Origin of the sequence: Marinobacter sp., from assembly GCF_052091845.1 — a bacterium.
Lineage (GTDB): Bacteria > Pseudomonadota > Gammaproteobacteria > Pseudomonadales > Oleiphilaceae > Marinobacter.
Genome location: NZ_JBQDCO010000063.1, coordinates 1 through 14,986 on the forward strand (window position 1 = coordinate 1; position 14,986 = coordinate 14,986).

Annotated in this window: 17 protein-coding genes; 2 read left to right on the plus strand and 15 right to left on the minus strand. The window is 54.3% G+C overall.

Annotated features, from left to right (window positions below; all coding sequences use genetic code 11):
* Positions 1-109: 109 nt before the first annotated feature.
* From putP to ACTHYN_RS15035, 12 genes are all read right to left on the minus strand, one after another.
* On the minus strand, positions 110-1,606 hold the full coding sequence (gene putP / locus ACTHYN_RS14980) for a sodium/proline symporter PutP (protein ID WP_441813220.1): 1,497 nt from the start codon (positions 1,604-1,606) through the stop codon (positions 110-112).
* A gap of 303 nt (positions 1,607-1,909) precedes the next feature.
* Positions 1,910-2,689 carry an AraC family transcriptional regulator gene (locus tag ACTHYN_RS14985; protein ID WP_441813221.1) on the minus strand — a complete coding sequence of 260 codons (780 nt, stop codon included), beginning with the start codon at positions 2,687-2,689 and terminating at the stop codon, positions 1,910-1,912.
* Between the two features lie 38 nt (positions 2,690-2,727).
* On the minus strand, positions 2,728-3,363 hold the full coding sequence (gene tmk, locus ACTHYN_RS14990; RefSeq protein ID WP_441813222.1) for a dTMP kinase: 636 nt from the start codon (positions 3,361-3,363) through the stop codon (positions 2,728-2,730).
* Positions 3,360-4,409, minus strand: coding sequence for an endolytic transglycosylase MltG (mltG, locus tag ACTHYN_RS14995; protein ID WP_441813223.1), 1,050 nt, complete (start codon positions 4,407-4,409; stop codon positions 3,360-3,362). Before mltG ends, tmk begins: the two co-directional genes overlap by 4 nt.
* A gap of 5 nt (positions 4,410-4,414) precedes the next feature.
* Positions 4,415-5,245, minus strand: a complete 831-nt coding sequence (locus tag ACTHYN_RS15000; RefSeq protein ID WP_441813224.1) for an aminotransferase class IV — start codon at positions 5,243-5,245, stop codon at positions 4,415-4,417.
* A 6-nt stretch (positions 5,246-5,251) separates the two neighbouring features.
* Entirely contained in the window at positions 5,252-6,499 is a 1,248-nt protein-coding gene (gene fabF / locus ACTHYN_RS15005) for a beta-ketoacyl-ACP synthase II (RefSeq protein WP_441813225.1), read from the minus strand.
* A gap of 137 nt (positions 6,500-6,636) precedes the next feature.
* Complete coding sequence (acpP, locus tag ACTHYN_RS15010; protein WP_022988070.1) at positions 6,637-6,870, minus strand: acyl carrier protein; 234 nt, start codon at positions 6,868-6,870, stop codon at positions 6,637-6,639.
* Positions 6,871-7,005: 135 nt separating this feature from the next.
* Complete coding sequence (gene fabG, locus ACTHYN_RS15015; protein WP_441813226.1) at positions 7,006-7,749, minus strand: 3-oxoacyl-ACP reductase FabG; 744 nt, start codon at positions 7,747-7,749, stop codon at positions 7,006-7,008.
* A 16-nt stretch (positions 7,750-7,765) separates the two neighbouring features.
* Positions 7,766-8,704, minus strand: coding sequence for an ACP S-malonyltransferase (fabD, locus tag ACTHYN_RS15020; protein ID WP_441813227.1), 939 nt, complete (start codon positions 8,702-8,704; stop codon positions 7,766-7,768).
* Positions 8,705-8,815: 111 nt separating this feature from the next.
* Positions 8,816-9,817 carry a phosphate acyltransferase PlsX gene (plsX, locus tag ACTHYN_RS15025; RefSeq protein ID WP_441813228.1) on the minus strand — a complete coding sequence of 334 codons (1,002 nt, stop codon included), beginning with the start codon at positions 9,815-9,817 and terminating at the stop codon, positions 8,816-8,818.
* A 43-nt stretch (positions 9,818-9,860) separates the two neighbouring features.
* Positions 9,861-10,040, minus strand: a complete 180-nt coding sequence (gene rpmF, locus ACTHYN_RS15030) for a 50S ribosomal protein L32 (RefSeq protein WP_071267855.1) — start codon at positions 10,038-10,040, stop codon at positions 9,861-9,863.
* 105 nt (positions 10,041-10,145) lie between these two features.
* A complete protein-coding gene (locus ACTHYN_RS15035; RefSeq protein WP_441813229.1) occupies positions 10,146-10,700 on the minus strand; it encodes a YceD family protein in 555 nt (184 codons plus the stop codon).
* A 135-nt stretch (positions 10,701-10,835) separates the two neighbouring features.
* Here ACTHYN_RS15035 and ACTHYN_RS15040 point away from each other — a divergent pair, with 135 nt between their 5' ends.
* Positions 10,836-11,441 carry a Maf family protein gene (locus tag ACTHYN_RS15040; RefSeq protein WP_441813230.1) on the plus strand — a complete coding sequence of 202 codons (606 nt, stop codon included), beginning with the start codon at positions 10,836-10,838 and terminating at the stop codon, positions 11,439-11,441.
* A gap of 9 nt (positions 11,442-11,450) precedes the next feature.
* Here ACTHYN_RS15040 and ACTHYN_RS15045 read toward each other — a convergent pair whose 3' ends face one another.
* Genes ACTHYN_RS15045 through rluC form a run of 3 tightly spaced genes read right to left on the minus strand, consistent with a single transcriptional unit; the run spans position 11,451 to position 14,272 of the window.
* Positions 11,451-12,476 (minus strand): S49 family peptidase, encoded by a 1,026-nt coding sequence (locus ACTHYN_RS15045; protein WP_441813231.1) that lies wholly within the window; start codon positions 12,474-12,476, stop codon positions 11,451-11,453.
* A 39-nt stretch (positions 12,477-12,515) separates the two neighbouring features.
* Complete coding sequence (locus tag ACTHYN_RS15050) at positions 12,516-13,163, minus strand: HAD family hydrolase (RefSeq protein WP_441813232.1); 648 nt, start codon at positions 13,161-13,163, stop codon at positions 12,516-12,518.
* Entirely contained in the window at positions 13,163-14,272 is a 1,110-nt protein-coding gene (gene rluC, locus ACTHYN_RS15055) for a 23S rRNA pseudouridine(955/2504/2580) synthase RluC (protein WP_441813233.1), read from the minus strand. Before rluC ends, ACTHYN_RS15050 begins: the two co-directional genes overlap by 1 nt.
* A gap of 613 nt (positions 14,273-14,885) precedes the next feature.
* Here rluC and ACTHYN_RS15060 point away from each other — a divergent pair.
* The coding region (locus tag ACTHYN_RS15060) for a hypothetical protein (RefSeq protein ID WP_441813234.1) at positions 14,886-14,986 on the plus strand (101 nt) is incomplete at its 3' end.

Genomic DNA, 14,986 nt, shown 5'->3' on the forward strand with positions numbered 1-14,986 from the left:
ACCTGTACCGGAACAGCGCCCGCCAAGGCGCTACGCGCCATGCCTGGCGCACAAAGAAAAGGGCTCCCGCAGGAGCCCTTTTCAGCATTGAGCATTTTACGCTCTGATATCAGCCGCTATGGTCAACGGCCTGGAACTCATTGGCATCTGAGGTAGCCAGACTTACCACCACGATAGCAATGAAGGACGCAACAAAGCCGGGAATGATTTCATAGACACCAGGGCCACCCAGGAACTCACCGTTCCAGCCCAGGGAAATCCAGATCATCACCGTCGCTGCACCAACAATCAAACCTGCCAGTGCGCCAGCGCCATTGGTGCGCGACCACATCAGGCCCAGAATGATGAGCGGCCCGAAGGCGGAACCAAAGCCTGCCCAGGCGTTACTGACCAGCCCAAGAACCTGCGAGTCAGGGTCGGACGCAATGGTGGCGGCTACCAGACCAACCAGCACTACACACACACGGCCGACATTCACGCATTCCTTGTCGCCGGCTTCCTTGCGCAAGAACAGGCGATAGAAGTCTTCCGTCAGCGATGAAGACGCAACCAGCAACTGACTGGAGATTGTACTCATTACAGCTGCCAGCAGCGCAGCATAGAGGAAGCCCGTAATCAGGGGGTGGAAAAGCAGGTCCGCGAGAATGATAAAGATGGTTTCCGGATCTTCTACCGGCAGACCGTTACGCACTGCGTATGCACGGCCGAAAACACCCAGGCCAATGGCACCAATCAGAGAAATACCCATCCATGACATACCGATATTACGGGCAGTTGGAACTTCTTTCACTGAACGAATAGCCATGAACCGAACGATGATGTGTGGCTGGCCGAAGTAGCCTAACCCCCAGGTAACTGCAGACAGCCAGCCGACAATCGTCAGGCCTTCTGTCCAGGAGAGCAACGTGGGATCCACTTCATTGAGGGTCTGAGTCGCTTGGGCGAAGCCGCCACCGCCTTCGCCGAAGAGCACAACAGCAGGCATAAGTACAAGCGCCACCATCATGATGCAACCCTGAATGAAGTCAGTCATGCTTACGGCGAGGAACCCGCCTACGACCGTATAAGCCAAAACGACGCCAAGCGTGATCACGATACCCACACCATAGTCTGTCAGACCGCCGAAATTGAAAATACCAGCGAAGGCACTTTCAAAAAGCTTGCCACCTGCTACCAGACCGGAGGCCGTATAAACGGCGAAGAAAAGAACGATAACGATTGCCGATACCGTGCGCAGGGGCAATGCCTGCGTTGGAAAACGGTTTGCCAGAAACGCTGGAATGGTCAGGGCGTTGCCATAATGAACCGTTTGAGCCCGCAAGCGCGGCGCTACAATGATCCAGTTAACGAACGCACCAACAAACAAGCCAATGCCGATCCATGCAGACGCAAGACCTGACACATACATAGCCCCCGGAAGACCCAGAAGCAACCAGCCACTCATATCCGAGGCACCGGCAGACAATGCTGCCACTTTAGGGCTCAATCCCCTGCCGCCAAGCATATAGTCTTCGGATGAAGACGTGGACGTGCGCATCGCATAAACGCCAATGGCGATCATAAGCGCAAAATAACCTATCAGACTAATCCAAACACCAATAGCCATGGGACTCCTCCGGTTTTATGAGTCGGACTGCATCCGCTCTCAAAGCACAGGCCTGACACTAACTGCCAACCTACTGTGTCGTTCTTCTTGTTTACTTCTATTCCTTCCCAACTTGAGCAAGGTCACGCATCGCACGTTCGACCTTAACTATAGTTAAGTATTCACAATTTGCGACCGAAACTGCCAACAAGTTGGTAGGCTGGGATTTTCCACAAACAGCCTAGTATCACTACGTATATCCGGCTTACAAAATCCTACGATTTTTTTACGGAATTCTACGGAGTGGGCTAATAATAAACTAAATCAGGCAACGTTATCACGAACTTGCAGCTTGGCAGGGGTTGTACCCTTATGTTTGCGCAGTGCATTGGTTAACGCACTTTGAGAGGAGAATCCGACACGGTAGCTGATCTCTGAGACCGAAAGGGATGTCGAGACCAACAGGGTAATGGCCCTATTAAGACGAGTCTGTAAAAGAAACTGATGAGGGGTAGTTCCCAGCACCTCACGGAACACTTCATGAAAACGGCTGACACTCAGGCAGGCCTCGCTGGCTAACTCCTGCACTGTAAGCTTACGGTGAAGGTTGGCTCTGACATAACGCTGCATCGCCGCAGGGCTAAGACTGTGCCTGTTGGAAGACGCATTCGTTCGCCCTCCCATTCGATCGGCCATGCAATACAATATACTGGCGGCCAGATGGCCATGCATAACCAGATTACCAGGCGAACGGTCAAATTCCCCCGCGGCAAACTGAACCAACCCTTGCAGGCGGCTGTCCATGTGGATAGTGCGGGGCTTATCAAACACGCGCACCATGCGCTCGTAATCAGGGTGTGCTGGAGTGGACATCGCCGGGCTTGAAGGGTCTACATTGATCACCAAAACATGATTTTGATGATTACCGCAGTAATCGTGCCTGGCCTCTGTAGGCACAAGGCAGGCTTTCCACGTATCCAGGTGAGAGCCCGTTCCGTCAACACTCAAGTCTGCCTCACCGTGGACACCCACCACAATCTGGTGATGCTCATGGTGATGCTGTTGAGAGGCAGTTGGTAATTTGAGTAGTCGGGCATCCAGCATAGACGCAACCGGAACCTTCAATTGGGAATATAACTCGATTAAAGCAGATCTGACCGGAACTTGCACATAAGTTCGCTGATTCTGTTGCTTACCTGCTCCAACGAGACCGATGCGTCCACAATACTGTAACGAGCGGGATCAACGGCCGCGCGGGCCAGATAGGTATCGCGAATACGCTGGAAAAAAGACACGGCTTCCTGTTCAAACCGGTCCAGCTCACCCCGTTTCCTTGCCCGGGTCATTCCGGTTTCTACTGGTGCGTCCAGTAAAACCACATGATCAGGACGCACGTCACCCTGCACAAGGTTCTCCAGCAACGCAATCCGCTCACTGGGAACGCCGCGCCCTCCACCCTGGTAAGCAAACGTCGCATCGGTAAAGCGATCGCAAAGTACCCATTGTCCCTTTTCAAGAGCTGGAAGAATATGTGCGTGAAGGTGTTGCGCCCGTGCTGCAAACATCAGGAGCAGTTCGGTAAGCTCGTTTACGGGTTCGTCCCTTGGCGCAAGAAGCAGTTCACGAATCGCCTCGGCCATGGGTGTGCCACCTGGTTCCCGGGTAACAATACAGTCAACATCAAGTTTTTTCAGAGTGGCGGCAGCGTTTGCCATTTGGGTAGATTTACCCACGCCCTCAGTCCCTTCAAATGTGATAAACCGGCCACGCACAGTCATTCCTTATGATCCTTACCAGCCGGTGACGACCGGTAATCAGACCGACGGTTCAATTGAAACGCCCGAACGGCCTTTTGATGCTCTGCCAGGGTCTCGGAAAACTTGTGCGTACCATCACCACGGGCCACAAAATAAAGCGCATTTCCCGAGCCAGGATGCAACGACGCATGAATAGCTTCGCGGCCAGGCAAGGCAATGGGCGTAGGGGGCAGACCGTCAATACGATAGGTATTGTAAGGTGTGCGGGTGCGTAAATCCCGGCTGCCTATGCGGCCTTGGTACTTGTCTCCCATGCCGTAGATCACGGTGGGGTCTGTCTGTAAGCGCATAGGCTTCTTCAAGCGTCGAACGAACACACCGGCTACCTGCTCCCGCTCATGGGGGGCACCTGTTTCCCGTTCAACAATCGACGCCATAATTAACGCTTCATAGGCGCTATCGTATGGCAGCCCCTCTTGCCGGTTCTCCCATTCTTCTGCGAGTACAGCTTCCATTCGCTGGAACGAACGCTGAAGCAGGTCCAGATCCGAATCGCTGCCAGTGTACAGATAAGTGTCCGGGAAAAAGCGGCCTTCCGGGTGCTCACCTTCTGCACCAACCGCTTCCATGATTTGCGCATCAGACCACTGGGTTGTGAGTTTTTCCAGACGCTGGGTTGAAGCCAGCGCAGCGCGCATATCGCTGAACGTCCAGCCTTCAATAAACTGCACTGACCAGTGTTTGGTGTCACCTTCAACCATTTTGTTGAGCATGGCTTCAGCGCTCATGCCGTCAGTAAACTCATATTCTCCGGCCTTGACCCTGGCCAGGTCGGGGAACAGGCGACCGTACACCCGCACCCACAGGCTATTTTCTACCAGCCCGCGGGCTTCAAGCTGCCTGGCAACGCCACCGAATGCTGTGCCAGCAGGTACCTCAAACAGCACCGGCTCGGCTAGGGCAACGGGCGTTTCAAGCGAACCCAGCCCCTGCCAAACCCACAAACCAGACCCCGCACCAACCAGCACGGCGGCAAAAATAACCGCAACCAACAGTTTCTTGAACAAACGATTTATTCCAGCAGCTCGAAAGGATTGAAGATTGTCGCAAGTCCATCATCCACTGGCAAATCCTGCCCGGCAAGAGCACGCACCGGAACAGCGCCCAGCACGCTATTCAGAAGGTAAAGGCCCAGGCAATGCGACCCCATCACGTCGGCAACAGTCACATCGCGCTCTGTTACCCTGTCTCCCCTGGCCCTGAGCCTTTCCACCATCCATTGGCGCAATATGCCTGCGACCGCAAGGCTCTTCGTCGGTGGCGTTACCCATCCATCGGTTGTTTTAAGCAGAAGGTTGGTACGGGTTCCCTCAACCAGATTGCCAGCCGTATCGGACATGATAACTTCAAACAGATCACCCCCAATCTCTCTCGCTGCCATAACCTGCTCCAGTCGGTTGAGGGATTTGATGCCGGCCAACAGAGGGTTCACCGTAAGCAGAACCCGGGAAAAATCTGCCGCAACGCCGGTGGTGGCAGGCGCAGCAGGCATGGGGCCAGCGGATATCATCAGATTTGGTTTGATTCCGGGCCCCGGCTGGTAACCACGGCCACCCTCCCCGCGGGTGAGCGTCAGCTTGAGCACCCAGCTCTCACCGGCCTGCCGATGGGTATATCGGTCAGCATAGCGAAAAATCGCTGCACTACACGCTTTGTGCAGGTCTGCGAGGGCAACAGGTATACCCATCCGAGCCGCGTCACGAACCATCCGGTCCAGGTGACGGGCCAGAAGCACTCCGCGCTCACCATGCATACTGATAGTCTCGAACAGGCCATCTCCATAGGCCAAGCCGCGATCGCCTGCCGGTAAGCCTCCCTCATCAGCCCAGCAAAGGTTGAACATAGTGCCTCAGTCTTCGTATCGGCGAAAAATTAACGTGCCGTTCGTACCGCCAAAGCCGAATGAATTAGACAAAGCGATCCGCACATCGGACTTGCGACAGGTATTGGGAACCAGATCCAGATCGCAGCCGTCATCGGGATTGTCAAGGTTAATGGTGGGCGGCAGCACGCCATCCCGTATTGCAAGCAATGAAAAAATAGCCTCAACCGCGCCAGCCGCACCCAGTAAATGCCCAGTCATGGATTTGGTACTACTCATAGCCAGCTTGCTTGCATGGTCACCAAATACACGCTTGGCTGCTGCAATTTCCGCCACATCGCCCACTTGGGTAGAGGTACCGTGAGCGTTGATATAATCCACCTCTTCCGGCTTCAGCCCGGCGTCCCGCAAGGCGTTGCTCATAGCGCGTGCAGCGCCTTCACCATCGGCAGGGGGCGCCGTAATATGATGGGCATCATCACTCATACCAAAGCCAACCAGCTCGCCATAGATGGTTGCGCCGCGCTTTTTGGCATGCTCCAACTCTTCCAGCACCACCACGCCCGCGCCGTCACTGAGCACAAAACCATCCCTGTCTTTATCCCAGGGCCGGCTCGCCTTTTCCGGGTCGTCATTGCGAGTAGACAGGGCCTTGGCTGAGGCAAATGCCGCCATCCCTGTTCGCGTGGTTGCCATTTCAGAACCACCGGCAAGCATTACGTCTGCATCACCGTAAGCAATGGTGCGGGCAGCGTACCCAATATTATGAGTGCCTGTAGTGCAGGCCGTTACTATGGCAATATTCGGCCCCTGATAACCAAACCGGATAGCGGCGTTACCAGAGATCATGTTGATTACCGATGCCGGAACAAAAAACGGCGACACTCTGCGTGGGCCGGATTTATCCATCGTAAGCACACTTTTTTCAATGTACTCCAGCCCCCCGATACCAGACCCGATAGCGATACCCGCACGCTCACGATCAAGCTCGCTATAGTCTGCCAGGCCACTGTGCTCCACCGCTTGCTGGGCGGCAATCAGGCCGTAGTGAATAAACGCATCCAGCTTTCTCGCTTCCTTGGTAGAAAGGTAGGATTCCAGATCCAGGTCTTTAATCGCACCGCCAATGCGGGTGCTGTAGCCGGAGGCATCGAAGCGATCGATCGTGCCAATACCGCTGCGGCCGGCCAAAACCGCCTCCCAGGAAGCCCCCACGTCGTTCCCTAGCGGAGACAACATGCCCATACCAGTGATCACAACCCGTCGTTTACTCATAACCTTGCCCACCTGACCTTTTCGTCCGTCGTTTGTGCTGATAGACCCGCAAAAGAGTCACCAAAAAGCAATAAAAAAGCCGTCCTTCAATAAATGATAAGGACGGCTTTTTGCCTGGCTAGCTTAACTGAAGAGTATCAGGTATGCGCGACGATATAGTCGATCGCGTCCTGAACACTGCCCAGCTTCTCAGCTTCTTCATCAGGAATTTCGGTTTCAAACTCCTCTTCCAATGCCATGACCAGCTCAACGGTGTCCAGTGAGTCAGCGCCAAGATCCTCTACAAAAGAAGATGTGTTTTGAACCTCGGACTCCTTAACGCCCAACTGTTCACAAACAATCTTCTTAACGCGCTCTTCAACTGTACTCATAATGTCCTCACTTTGTGTATCAACCAAGCAACTCAAGTGCTGCCAGTTTAGTGTAAACCCTACCTTCAAACAAGCAGGGATTGGGTTAAACATGTTGTGCGACAAGGGGTTGCGCACCAACTCCGAAACCGGAGCTTATCCCATGTACATTCCACCGTTCACATGAATGGTTTCACCAGTCACGTAACCAGCAACATCCGATGCCAAAAACGCAACAACGGCTGCGACTTCTTCCGGCTGCCCCAGACGACCCGTGGGTATGATTTCCAGCATAGCCTCACGCTGCTTATCGTCCAGTTTTTTTGTCATATCTGTGTCGATAAATCCGGGTGCAACACAGTTAGCTGTGATGCCACGATTCGACATTTCTTTAGCCAGGCTACGGGTAAAACCTTCAACGCCAGCTTTTGCGGCACAGTAATTAGCCTGCCCGGCATTTCCCATACTGGCCACTACAGAACTCACGTTGATAACGCGCCCCCAACGTGCCTTTGCCATGCCCCGTAACACAGCTTTACTGGTACGGTACACGCTTGAGAGATTGGTTTCGAGCACGGCGCCCCAATCATCATCTTTTAGTCGCATCAGCAGGTTATCACGGGTGATGCCCGCATTATTGACTAAAATCAGAGGTGCGCCGGATTTTTCGGCTATCTCTTTTAAACCTGCATCAATGCTTGCCGGATCCGCAACATCCATCACAATACCGTAGCCATTAGTGGCCGCGGCCTGGAGGTTATCGGTAATGGTGGCTGCGCCCTCTGCACTGGTGGCCGTGCCCACAACCTGTGCGCCCTGCTCAGCAAGCGCTAACGCGATCGCTTTTCCGATTCCCCGGGTCGCGCCGGTTACCAGTGCTGTTTTGCCTTCAAGAGACATTTACAACTCCCTTTCTTCAAGACGATTCAAGTGCCGCCAGTGCAGAGGCCAAAGCCTCCGGACCCTCAACACCGTGAACAGCGAGCCCCCGGTCAATTCGCTTGGCCAGCCCGGCAAGCACTTTGCCAGTGCCACATTCGAAGGCAACGCTGACATCATTCTTAACCAGGGTACGAACCGAGTCGGCCCACAAAACAGGCGAATAAAGCTGCTTTAGAAGATTAGCCTTTAGTGTAGCCGAATCTGACTCGGGTGCAGCGTTAACATTTTGTATAACCGGAATCACTGCATTACTGAAACGAACATCATCCAGAGCCTCTGCAAGCTCCCCGGCTGCACCTTTCATAAGGGCACAGTGGGATGGAACACTTACTGGCAACGGCATGGCCTTACGGGCACCCCTGGATTTACACACGTCGATCGCCCGATCAACTGCCGTAACTGACCCAGCGATCACCACCTGGCCTGGCGCGTTGAAATTCACAGCAGCTACCACATCGCTATTGGCAGCCTCCTCACAGGCTGCAACAACATCGGCGTCTTCCAGACCCAGGATCGCAGCCATTTTACCTTCACCGGCTGGTACGGCCTCTTGCATTAGTTCGCCACGCAGACGGACCAATTTGACCGCTTCGACAAAATCAAGACTTTCGGCGGCAACCAGTGCACTGTATTCACCCAGGCTATGGCCTGCCAGAAATGCAGGCCTGGGCCCGCCTGCTACAAACCACTGCCGCCAAAGAGCAACACTTGCGGTCAACAGTGCAGGTTGGGTAACCATCGTCTGATCAAGCTCTGCCGCCGGTCCTTTCTGGCAAAGATGCCAAAGGTCATAGCCAAGAACATTGGATGCTTCTGCAAAGGTCTTTTCGATCATCGGCCAGGATTCGGCAGCAGCGGAAAGCATGCCAACTGATTGAGAACCCTGTCCGGGAAATATAAAGGCTGATTTCATAAACGGGATCTTATCGTTATTGGGAGTTTCAGGAGATTAGCCAATAGTACAAGCTGGCTGAATTTTGCGCGAGCAAGACCCATAAGCGAAGCCAACTTTAGTATCAGATGCTCAAAGCATCAAATCATCAAGGCGCTCGTTGATGCGCCGCGGCACTTCCAGCTCAACTTCCAGCACTGCTTGTCGAATAGCTGCCAGCATTGCCCGCTCATTGGCATTGCCGTGGCTTTTTATAACCACGCCCTGCAGGCCCAGAAGGCTGGCGCCATTATGACGTGAGGGATCCATTAGCCGCAGAAGCCGCCCGATGATAGGACGGGCAAGGAGCCCCACAAAGCGGCCGTACAGCGTGCGAGTAAATGATTTCTCCATGAGTTCAATCAGCAAACCGGCAACACCTTCACCGGTTTTGAGCGCGATATTACCCACAAAACCATCACACACCACCACATCGGCAACGTCGCGAAAAAGGTCGCTACCCTCAACATAACCGATGTAATTGATAGAATCACACTGAGCGAGCATGTGGGACGCCAGGCGAACCTGTTCGTTGCCTTTTATCTCTTCTTCACCAACATTAAGAAGCGCCACCCGCGCCTCACCCTGGCCACAAATTGCGGAAGCCATAAGCGAGCCCATAAGCGCATACTGGTAGAGATTTTCAGCACTGGAATCCAGATTGGCACCAAGATCCAGAACGTGGCACCGCCCGCGAAGAGACGGAATCAACTTGGTGATTGCAGGGCGCTCGATACCTGGATACATACGGATAATGGAACGACCAAAAGCCATCAAGGCTCCGGTATTACCCGCACTCACACACCCCTGAGCCTCACCGTCACGGACCAGGGCCAAGGCAATGGCCATGGAGGACTTTTTCTTGTGGCGCAGCGCATGCGAGGGGCGCTCATTCATGCGAACAACATCTGCCGCCTCCACAATACGGATTCGCGGATGCTCATCACACAAAAAAGCCTCAAGCTCACTCCGGATTCCCACCAGAATAAGGCTTAAGGCTTTATTTTCACGCACCGCTTCGAGGGCCGCAGAAACAACCACTGCCGGCCCTCGATCGCCACTCATGGCATCAATCGCTATGGTGATCGATTTCACCGTTCACCCACTCGACTGAGACTGGCGCGGCCAAACAACGAGATTACTCGTCGCTGGCTTCAATTACCTGCTTACCACGGTAGAATCCGTCTGGAGACACGTGGTGGCGACGATGAACCTCGCCGGTAGTTGAATCAGTGCTCAGAGCTGCCGGGCTCAAAGCATCGTGGGCACGGCGCATGCCGCGCTTGGATCGGGTCTTGCGGTTCTTCTGTACAGCCATGGTTATACTCCTGACCTGTTAACGTAAACTTTGCTTGAATAGGGTTACGAGCAACGTGTGTTCGTTTGATTGCGCCAGCTTCCACCAGGGACGCCCGCGCCCGAATTAATGCTTTGTATTCTTAAGCCCCGCCAGCACACTGAACGGGTTATCGCCTGTTTTTTTCTCCGGCTCCGAGGACGAACTGTCTGGCTCATAGGCTTCCAGGTCTTCGCTAGCCGGGCACTCCCCCCGCTCATGGAGCGGATACGGAGCCAAAACCAGCAGCAACTCATCCTCCACCATTGACCAGAGGTCCGTACTGAAATCATCAGTCAGAAACGGCTCAAGATCTCTTGGCAACCGCTGCGCTTGCTCATCACTGGTTACCAGCCCCAGTATAAACCGGGAACCCAGTACGGTTTTCATCGGCCCCATGCAGCGCTGACACTCCAAATTTACCGGAGCCTCCAACTCACCGGCGACGATACGGCGACGCTGACTATCCTTGTAAAAGGACAGCTTAACGCGGCACGCAGCGTTGTCATCGAAACCCAGCACAGCATCGCGGAAGCGAGACAAGCTACTGAGAGGAATTTTTCCTTCCAGTACATTGTTTTGCTCCGCCAACTTGTAGGGATCGACTATTTTCGGTAATTCGGTACTAGACGCGTTCGACATAGGCGCGCAATTCTAGGGGCGAAGCTTGCTACTGTCAAAGACTTCGTCCGGTTTTGACCGGGAGTTCCGGTTTTCGTAGGTGTATTCTACGATACCTGCAGAACAAATGGCGACTATTCTCAAAGGATCAACCTCATGCCCCAACAACGCCTGCTACTGGCCTCATCGTCACCCTACCGTCAAGAGCTGCTAAAAAAGCTTGGGCTGCCGTTCTCCTGCGCCAGCCCGAATATCGACGAGTCGCCAAGCAAGGGAGAGACCCCGGAGACTCTGGCTGTTCGCCTGGCACAAACCAAAGCTCGCGCTTTAGCAGCTACCTACTCCGGACACTGGATTATCGGCTCCGATCAGGTGGCTACCCTTCCCGATGGCACGTTACTAAGCAAGCCCAAAACCCACGCCAAAGCTTACCAACAATTAGCTAAAAGCAGCGGCCAGAGCGTTACCTTTTTAACCGGCCTTGCTCTGCTCGACGCAGATTCAGGAAAACTGCAAACCGCTTGTGAGCACTTTACTGTTCAATTCCGGCATTTAACCGCCCAGGAAATTCAAGCCTACCTGCATAAAGAAGAACCCTACGACTGCGCAGGCGGCTTTAAAATGGAGAGCCTGGGCATAGCATTGTTCGAGGAGCTACAAGGCCGGGACCCGAACAGTCTTATCGGCCTCCCCCTGATCGCCCTGACCAACATGCTGATCGCCTGGGGCAGAAATCCTCTACTGGAACCCCAAGACCCATAAAACAGCTTTTTATCGCAGCTCAAGCCGCGACTCAAGCAACTGCCCGGCAACACCCTGACCAAACGACACTCCAAGCTGGTCAACCAGATCGCGCAATGGCCCTGGGCGCTGGCTGTAATCAACGAGATCTTCCTCGCCAACCACCTGCCTCGCCACATGCGAGGCACTACCCAGACCATCAACCAGACCCAACTCCAGAGCCTGCTCGCCACTCCACACCAAGCCGCTGAATAGCCGTTCATCATCGGCAAGACGATCACCACGACCTTCCTTTACCGCCTCTATAAACTGCTGATGTGTATTTTTGAGCACGCTTTGCCAAAACGCCACTTCCTGCTCCTGTTGCGGCGAGAATGGATCCAGAAAGGCCTTATTCTCGCCAGCCGTATACAAACGACGTTCAACGCCCAGCTTGTCCATCGCACCGGTAAATCCGAAACCGCCTGCCACAACACCAATAGACCCCACAAGGCTGGCGCGATTCGCATAGATTTCATCAGCCGCAGCCGCAATATAGTAGGCACCCGACGCGCCTATATCCGAAATCACCGCATACACTTTCTTTTCCGGGTACTCCTCTCTCAGGCGCTTAATCTCATCATAAATATAGCCGGATTGAACCGGGCTGCCGCCTGGGCTGTTGATGCGCAAGATCACCGCCACAGCATCCTCTTGCTCAAACGCAGAGCGCAAGGAGCCAGCGATATTGTCCGCACTGGCAAGCTCGTCAGCCGCGATTGGTCCATTCACCTCAACCAAAGCCGTGTGCTTGCCCGCTGTCGCAGCCAAGCCCGCATCAAACGGAGACCAAACAATAGCTAGCAAGAAGAACAGGTACGCAAATGTAAGGAGTTTGAAGAAAATCCCCCATCGCCGGCTTCGGCGCTGCTCGGATTGCAAGGACATAACCAGCTTTTCTATTAGCTTCCAGTCACGACCAGTTTCAGGTGGAACCCGCGGCTGATTTCGCCCTGAGCGCTGCTCTACAGGCTTGTCACCCCATTCCGGATTCTTGTCGGATTCCCAATCACTCATGCGCTTTTCCTGTTAAAAATAAAAGTGCCAACGGCGTTCTTACAACCCAAGTACGCTGCGAAGGTCTGGCACAGAATCCACAATGGCATGGGGGCCGTACCCGCCGAGAACATCGCGTTTGTGAACACCCCACTCAACACCTATTGAAGGCATACCAATGCGCTGTGCCATTTCCAGATCATAACGGGTGTCGCCGATCATAACGGCCTCTGAAGGCTCAACTCCGTAAAAAAGCAGGATTTCTTCAAGCATTCGGGGATCTGGCTTGGAGCGAGTCTCATCGGCACAACGGGTGATATCAAAATGCGCCCCAAGACCGCTGGACGCAAGTGCTGGCTCAAGCCCCTTACGGCTCTTACCTGTCGCTACAGAGCAGCCACGCCCGGAACCCTGTAGATCCGAGACAACCTCTGCCATCCCCTCAAAAAGGTTCTGCGGTGTTGTTACCTTGCGAAAGAAATAGTCAGCGTAACCCTCGCGTATTCTGGTCATTTCATCATGATTGATACCGGGGTAGAGCTTTGCAAGCGCTTCAGCCATACCCAAGCCAATAATATCACGATAGGCTTCCCTCTCGCGGGCAGGGTACCCCAGATCCGTAGCGGCCTGATGCAGACTGTCTGCAATATGATCTACAGAGTCCACTAGCGTCCCGTCCCAATCAAAAACAACAACTTTGACTTTCATTAAACCGCTCCCGCAGCACGCACTTCGAGTTTACTTAATACAGAACTGAATTCGTCATCATAAGGCGCCTCAAACCGAACCGCCTCCCCTGTCGCCGGCAAGGCCAGCTCCAAAGCCCTCGCATGCAGCATCAAACGCTGCCCGCCAACACACCGGAAAGCCTTGAGGCTTACGGCATCCATATACTTATCGTCACCCGCGATGGGATGCCCCGCACACAGACTGTGTACGCGGATCTGATGGGTTCGCCCGGTAATGGGCGAGGCCTCTACCAAACTGTATCCGTTATAGCGCACAAGACAGTGAAAGGTTGTCAGCGACGGCTTGCCCGCCTCATCAACCCGGACCCTGCGCTCACCATTCGACATTTCGTAGCGCAGCAGTGGTTCATTTACCCGGCCCAACTTATCCGGCCAGTCTCCAGCAACAAGGGCATGATACTGCTTACGAATGCGCCTTTGCCGGAGCTCCTCCTGCAGGAACCGAAGCGCAGATCGCTTCTTGGCAACCATAACCAATCCGGATGTATCCCTGTCGAGGCGGTGCACCAGCTCAAGAAAGCGCGCATCCGGGCGAGCCGAACGCAGCACTTCAATCAGGCCAAAGCTCAACCCGCTACCTCCGTGCACCGCAATACCCGAGGGCTTGTTGACCACCAGCATTTGCTCATTTTCAAATACAACGGCGGCTTCAATCACGCTCTGCACGCGACTGCCCGGAGAGGCCTGAGGGGCTTTTTCTTTACGAACAACCGGCGGAATGCGCACCTGATCACCGGTCGCCAATCTTGTATCCGGCTTCACCCTGCCTTTATTAACCCGCACCTCACCTTTGCGCACAACACGGTAAATAATGCTCTTGGGCACCCCGCGAAGCTGCGCCAACAAAAAGTTATCCAGCCGTTGCCCGTGATTATCCTCGTCTATCGTTACCCACTGCACACCTTGCGAAACGCCCTTCGGCGCTTTCCCTGCCGCCTGCCACGTCCCGGGCTGCGCTGTCTTTTTTTCGGCCCTGGCCTGCCGTGCATCGCCTCCCCGAGCCGGCCGGGACGCCGACTTCCTGGCCCGTGCTTTAGCGGGCTTTCCGGTAGCAGTTTTGCGGGACATAAGGTTCCTTTAATAGGTGGTACAACTGGCGATACGAGCAGGATTGAACGGTTGCCTGAATGCTGTTATATTCCGGCGTGATCAGTCGTTTGTCTACGGCCTGACCAACTCTAGTCAGAAGCCGGAGCGGCTGAAGAGTATACCGACACTATTCAAGAGTTTGAACGCCGAGCGCCCAATCACTATCGGGCACGGCGTAAGAAATGCCTCCGGAGTGTCAAAGCAGACCCGTAAAAAGAAACGGCGAATTGACACCGGACAAAAATGAAACCGCGCGGAAAACCGCCGGGCGATATCGCGAAGAATCACTGCCACGCAAGGCCGGGCCGTCCAGCATACGAATACGACGTGAGACCTGGGCACTTGTGTGAACCTGAAAACGGATAATATGCGCCAACAGACACGAACCCTGCACGACACCTCCCTGCCACCAGGCAGGCGGGATGCCGGCGGTGGCCTCAGAGCCACAAGATCCTACGCCCCAGGGGCGTGATTCGTCTGTATGCCGGCCAGCCCTTGATACAACAGGGCCAGCGGCACGCACATCCTGCTTCGCAGATGCGACGCCCTTCGGTTTTCTGTCAAAATCTAACGACAGGAATACCCACTTTCCATGAAAAGAATGCTTATAAATGCAACTCACCCAGAAGAGTTGCGCGTCGCCCTGGTTGACGGCCAGCGCCTGTTTGACCTTGATATCGAATCCAGCTCCCG

Coding starts and splice junctions, on each gene's coding strand:
- ACTHYN_RS15040 (WP_441813230.1), top strand. CDS start 10,836: ATGCCCCAACAACGCCTGCTACTGGCCTCATCGTCACCCTACCGTCAA.
- putP (WP_441813220.1), bottom strand. CDS start 1,606: ATGGCTATTGGTGTTTGGATTAGTCTGATAGGTTATTTTGCGCTTATG.
- ACTHYN_RS15050 (WP_441813232.1), bottom strand. CDS start 13,163: ATGAAAGTCAAAGTTGTTGTTTTTGATTGGGACGGGACGCTAGTGGAC.
- fabF (WP_441813225.1), bottom strand. CDS start 6,499: ATGAGTAAACGACGGGTTGTGATCACTGGTATGGGCATGTTGTCTCCG.
- fabG (WP_441813226.1), bottom strand. CDS start 7,749: ATGTCTCTTGAAGGCAAAACAGCACTGGTAACCGGCGCGACCCGGGGA.
- fabD (WP_441813227.1), bottom strand. CDS start 8,704: ATGAAATCAGCCTTTATATTTCCCGGACAGGGTTCTCAATCAGTTGGC.
- ACTHYN_RS14985 (WP_441813221.1), bottom strand. CDS start 2,689: ATGCTGGATGCCCGACTACTCAAATTACCAACTGCCTCTCAACAGCAT.
- acpP (WP_022988070.1), bottom strand. CDS start 6,870: ATGAGTACAGTTGAAGAGCGCGTTAAGAAGATTGTTTGTGAACAGTTG.
- tmk (WP_441813222.1), bottom strand. CDS start 3,363: ATGACTGTGCGTGGCCGGTTTATCACATTTGAAGGGACTGAGGGCGTG.
- ACTHYN_RS15045 (WP_441813231.1), bottom strand. CDS start 12,476: ATGAGTGATTGGGAATCCGACAAGAATCCGGAATGGGGTGACAAGCCT.
- rpmF (WP_071267855.1), bottom strand. CDS start 10,040: ATGGCTGTACAGAAGAACCGCAAGACCCGATCCAAGCGCGGCATGCGC.
- ACTHYN_RS15000 (WP_441813224.1), bottom strand. CDS start 5,245: ATGTTCAACCTTTGCTGGGCTGATGAGGGAGGCTTACCGGCAGGCGAT.
- rluC (WP_441813233.1), bottom strand. CDS start 14,272: ATGTCCCGCAAAACTGCTACCGGAAAGCCCGCTAAAGCACGGGCCAGG.
- ACTHYN_RS15035 (WP_441813229.1), bottom strand. CDS start 10,700: ATGTCGAACGCGTCTAGTACCGAATTACCGAAAATAGTCGATCCCTAC.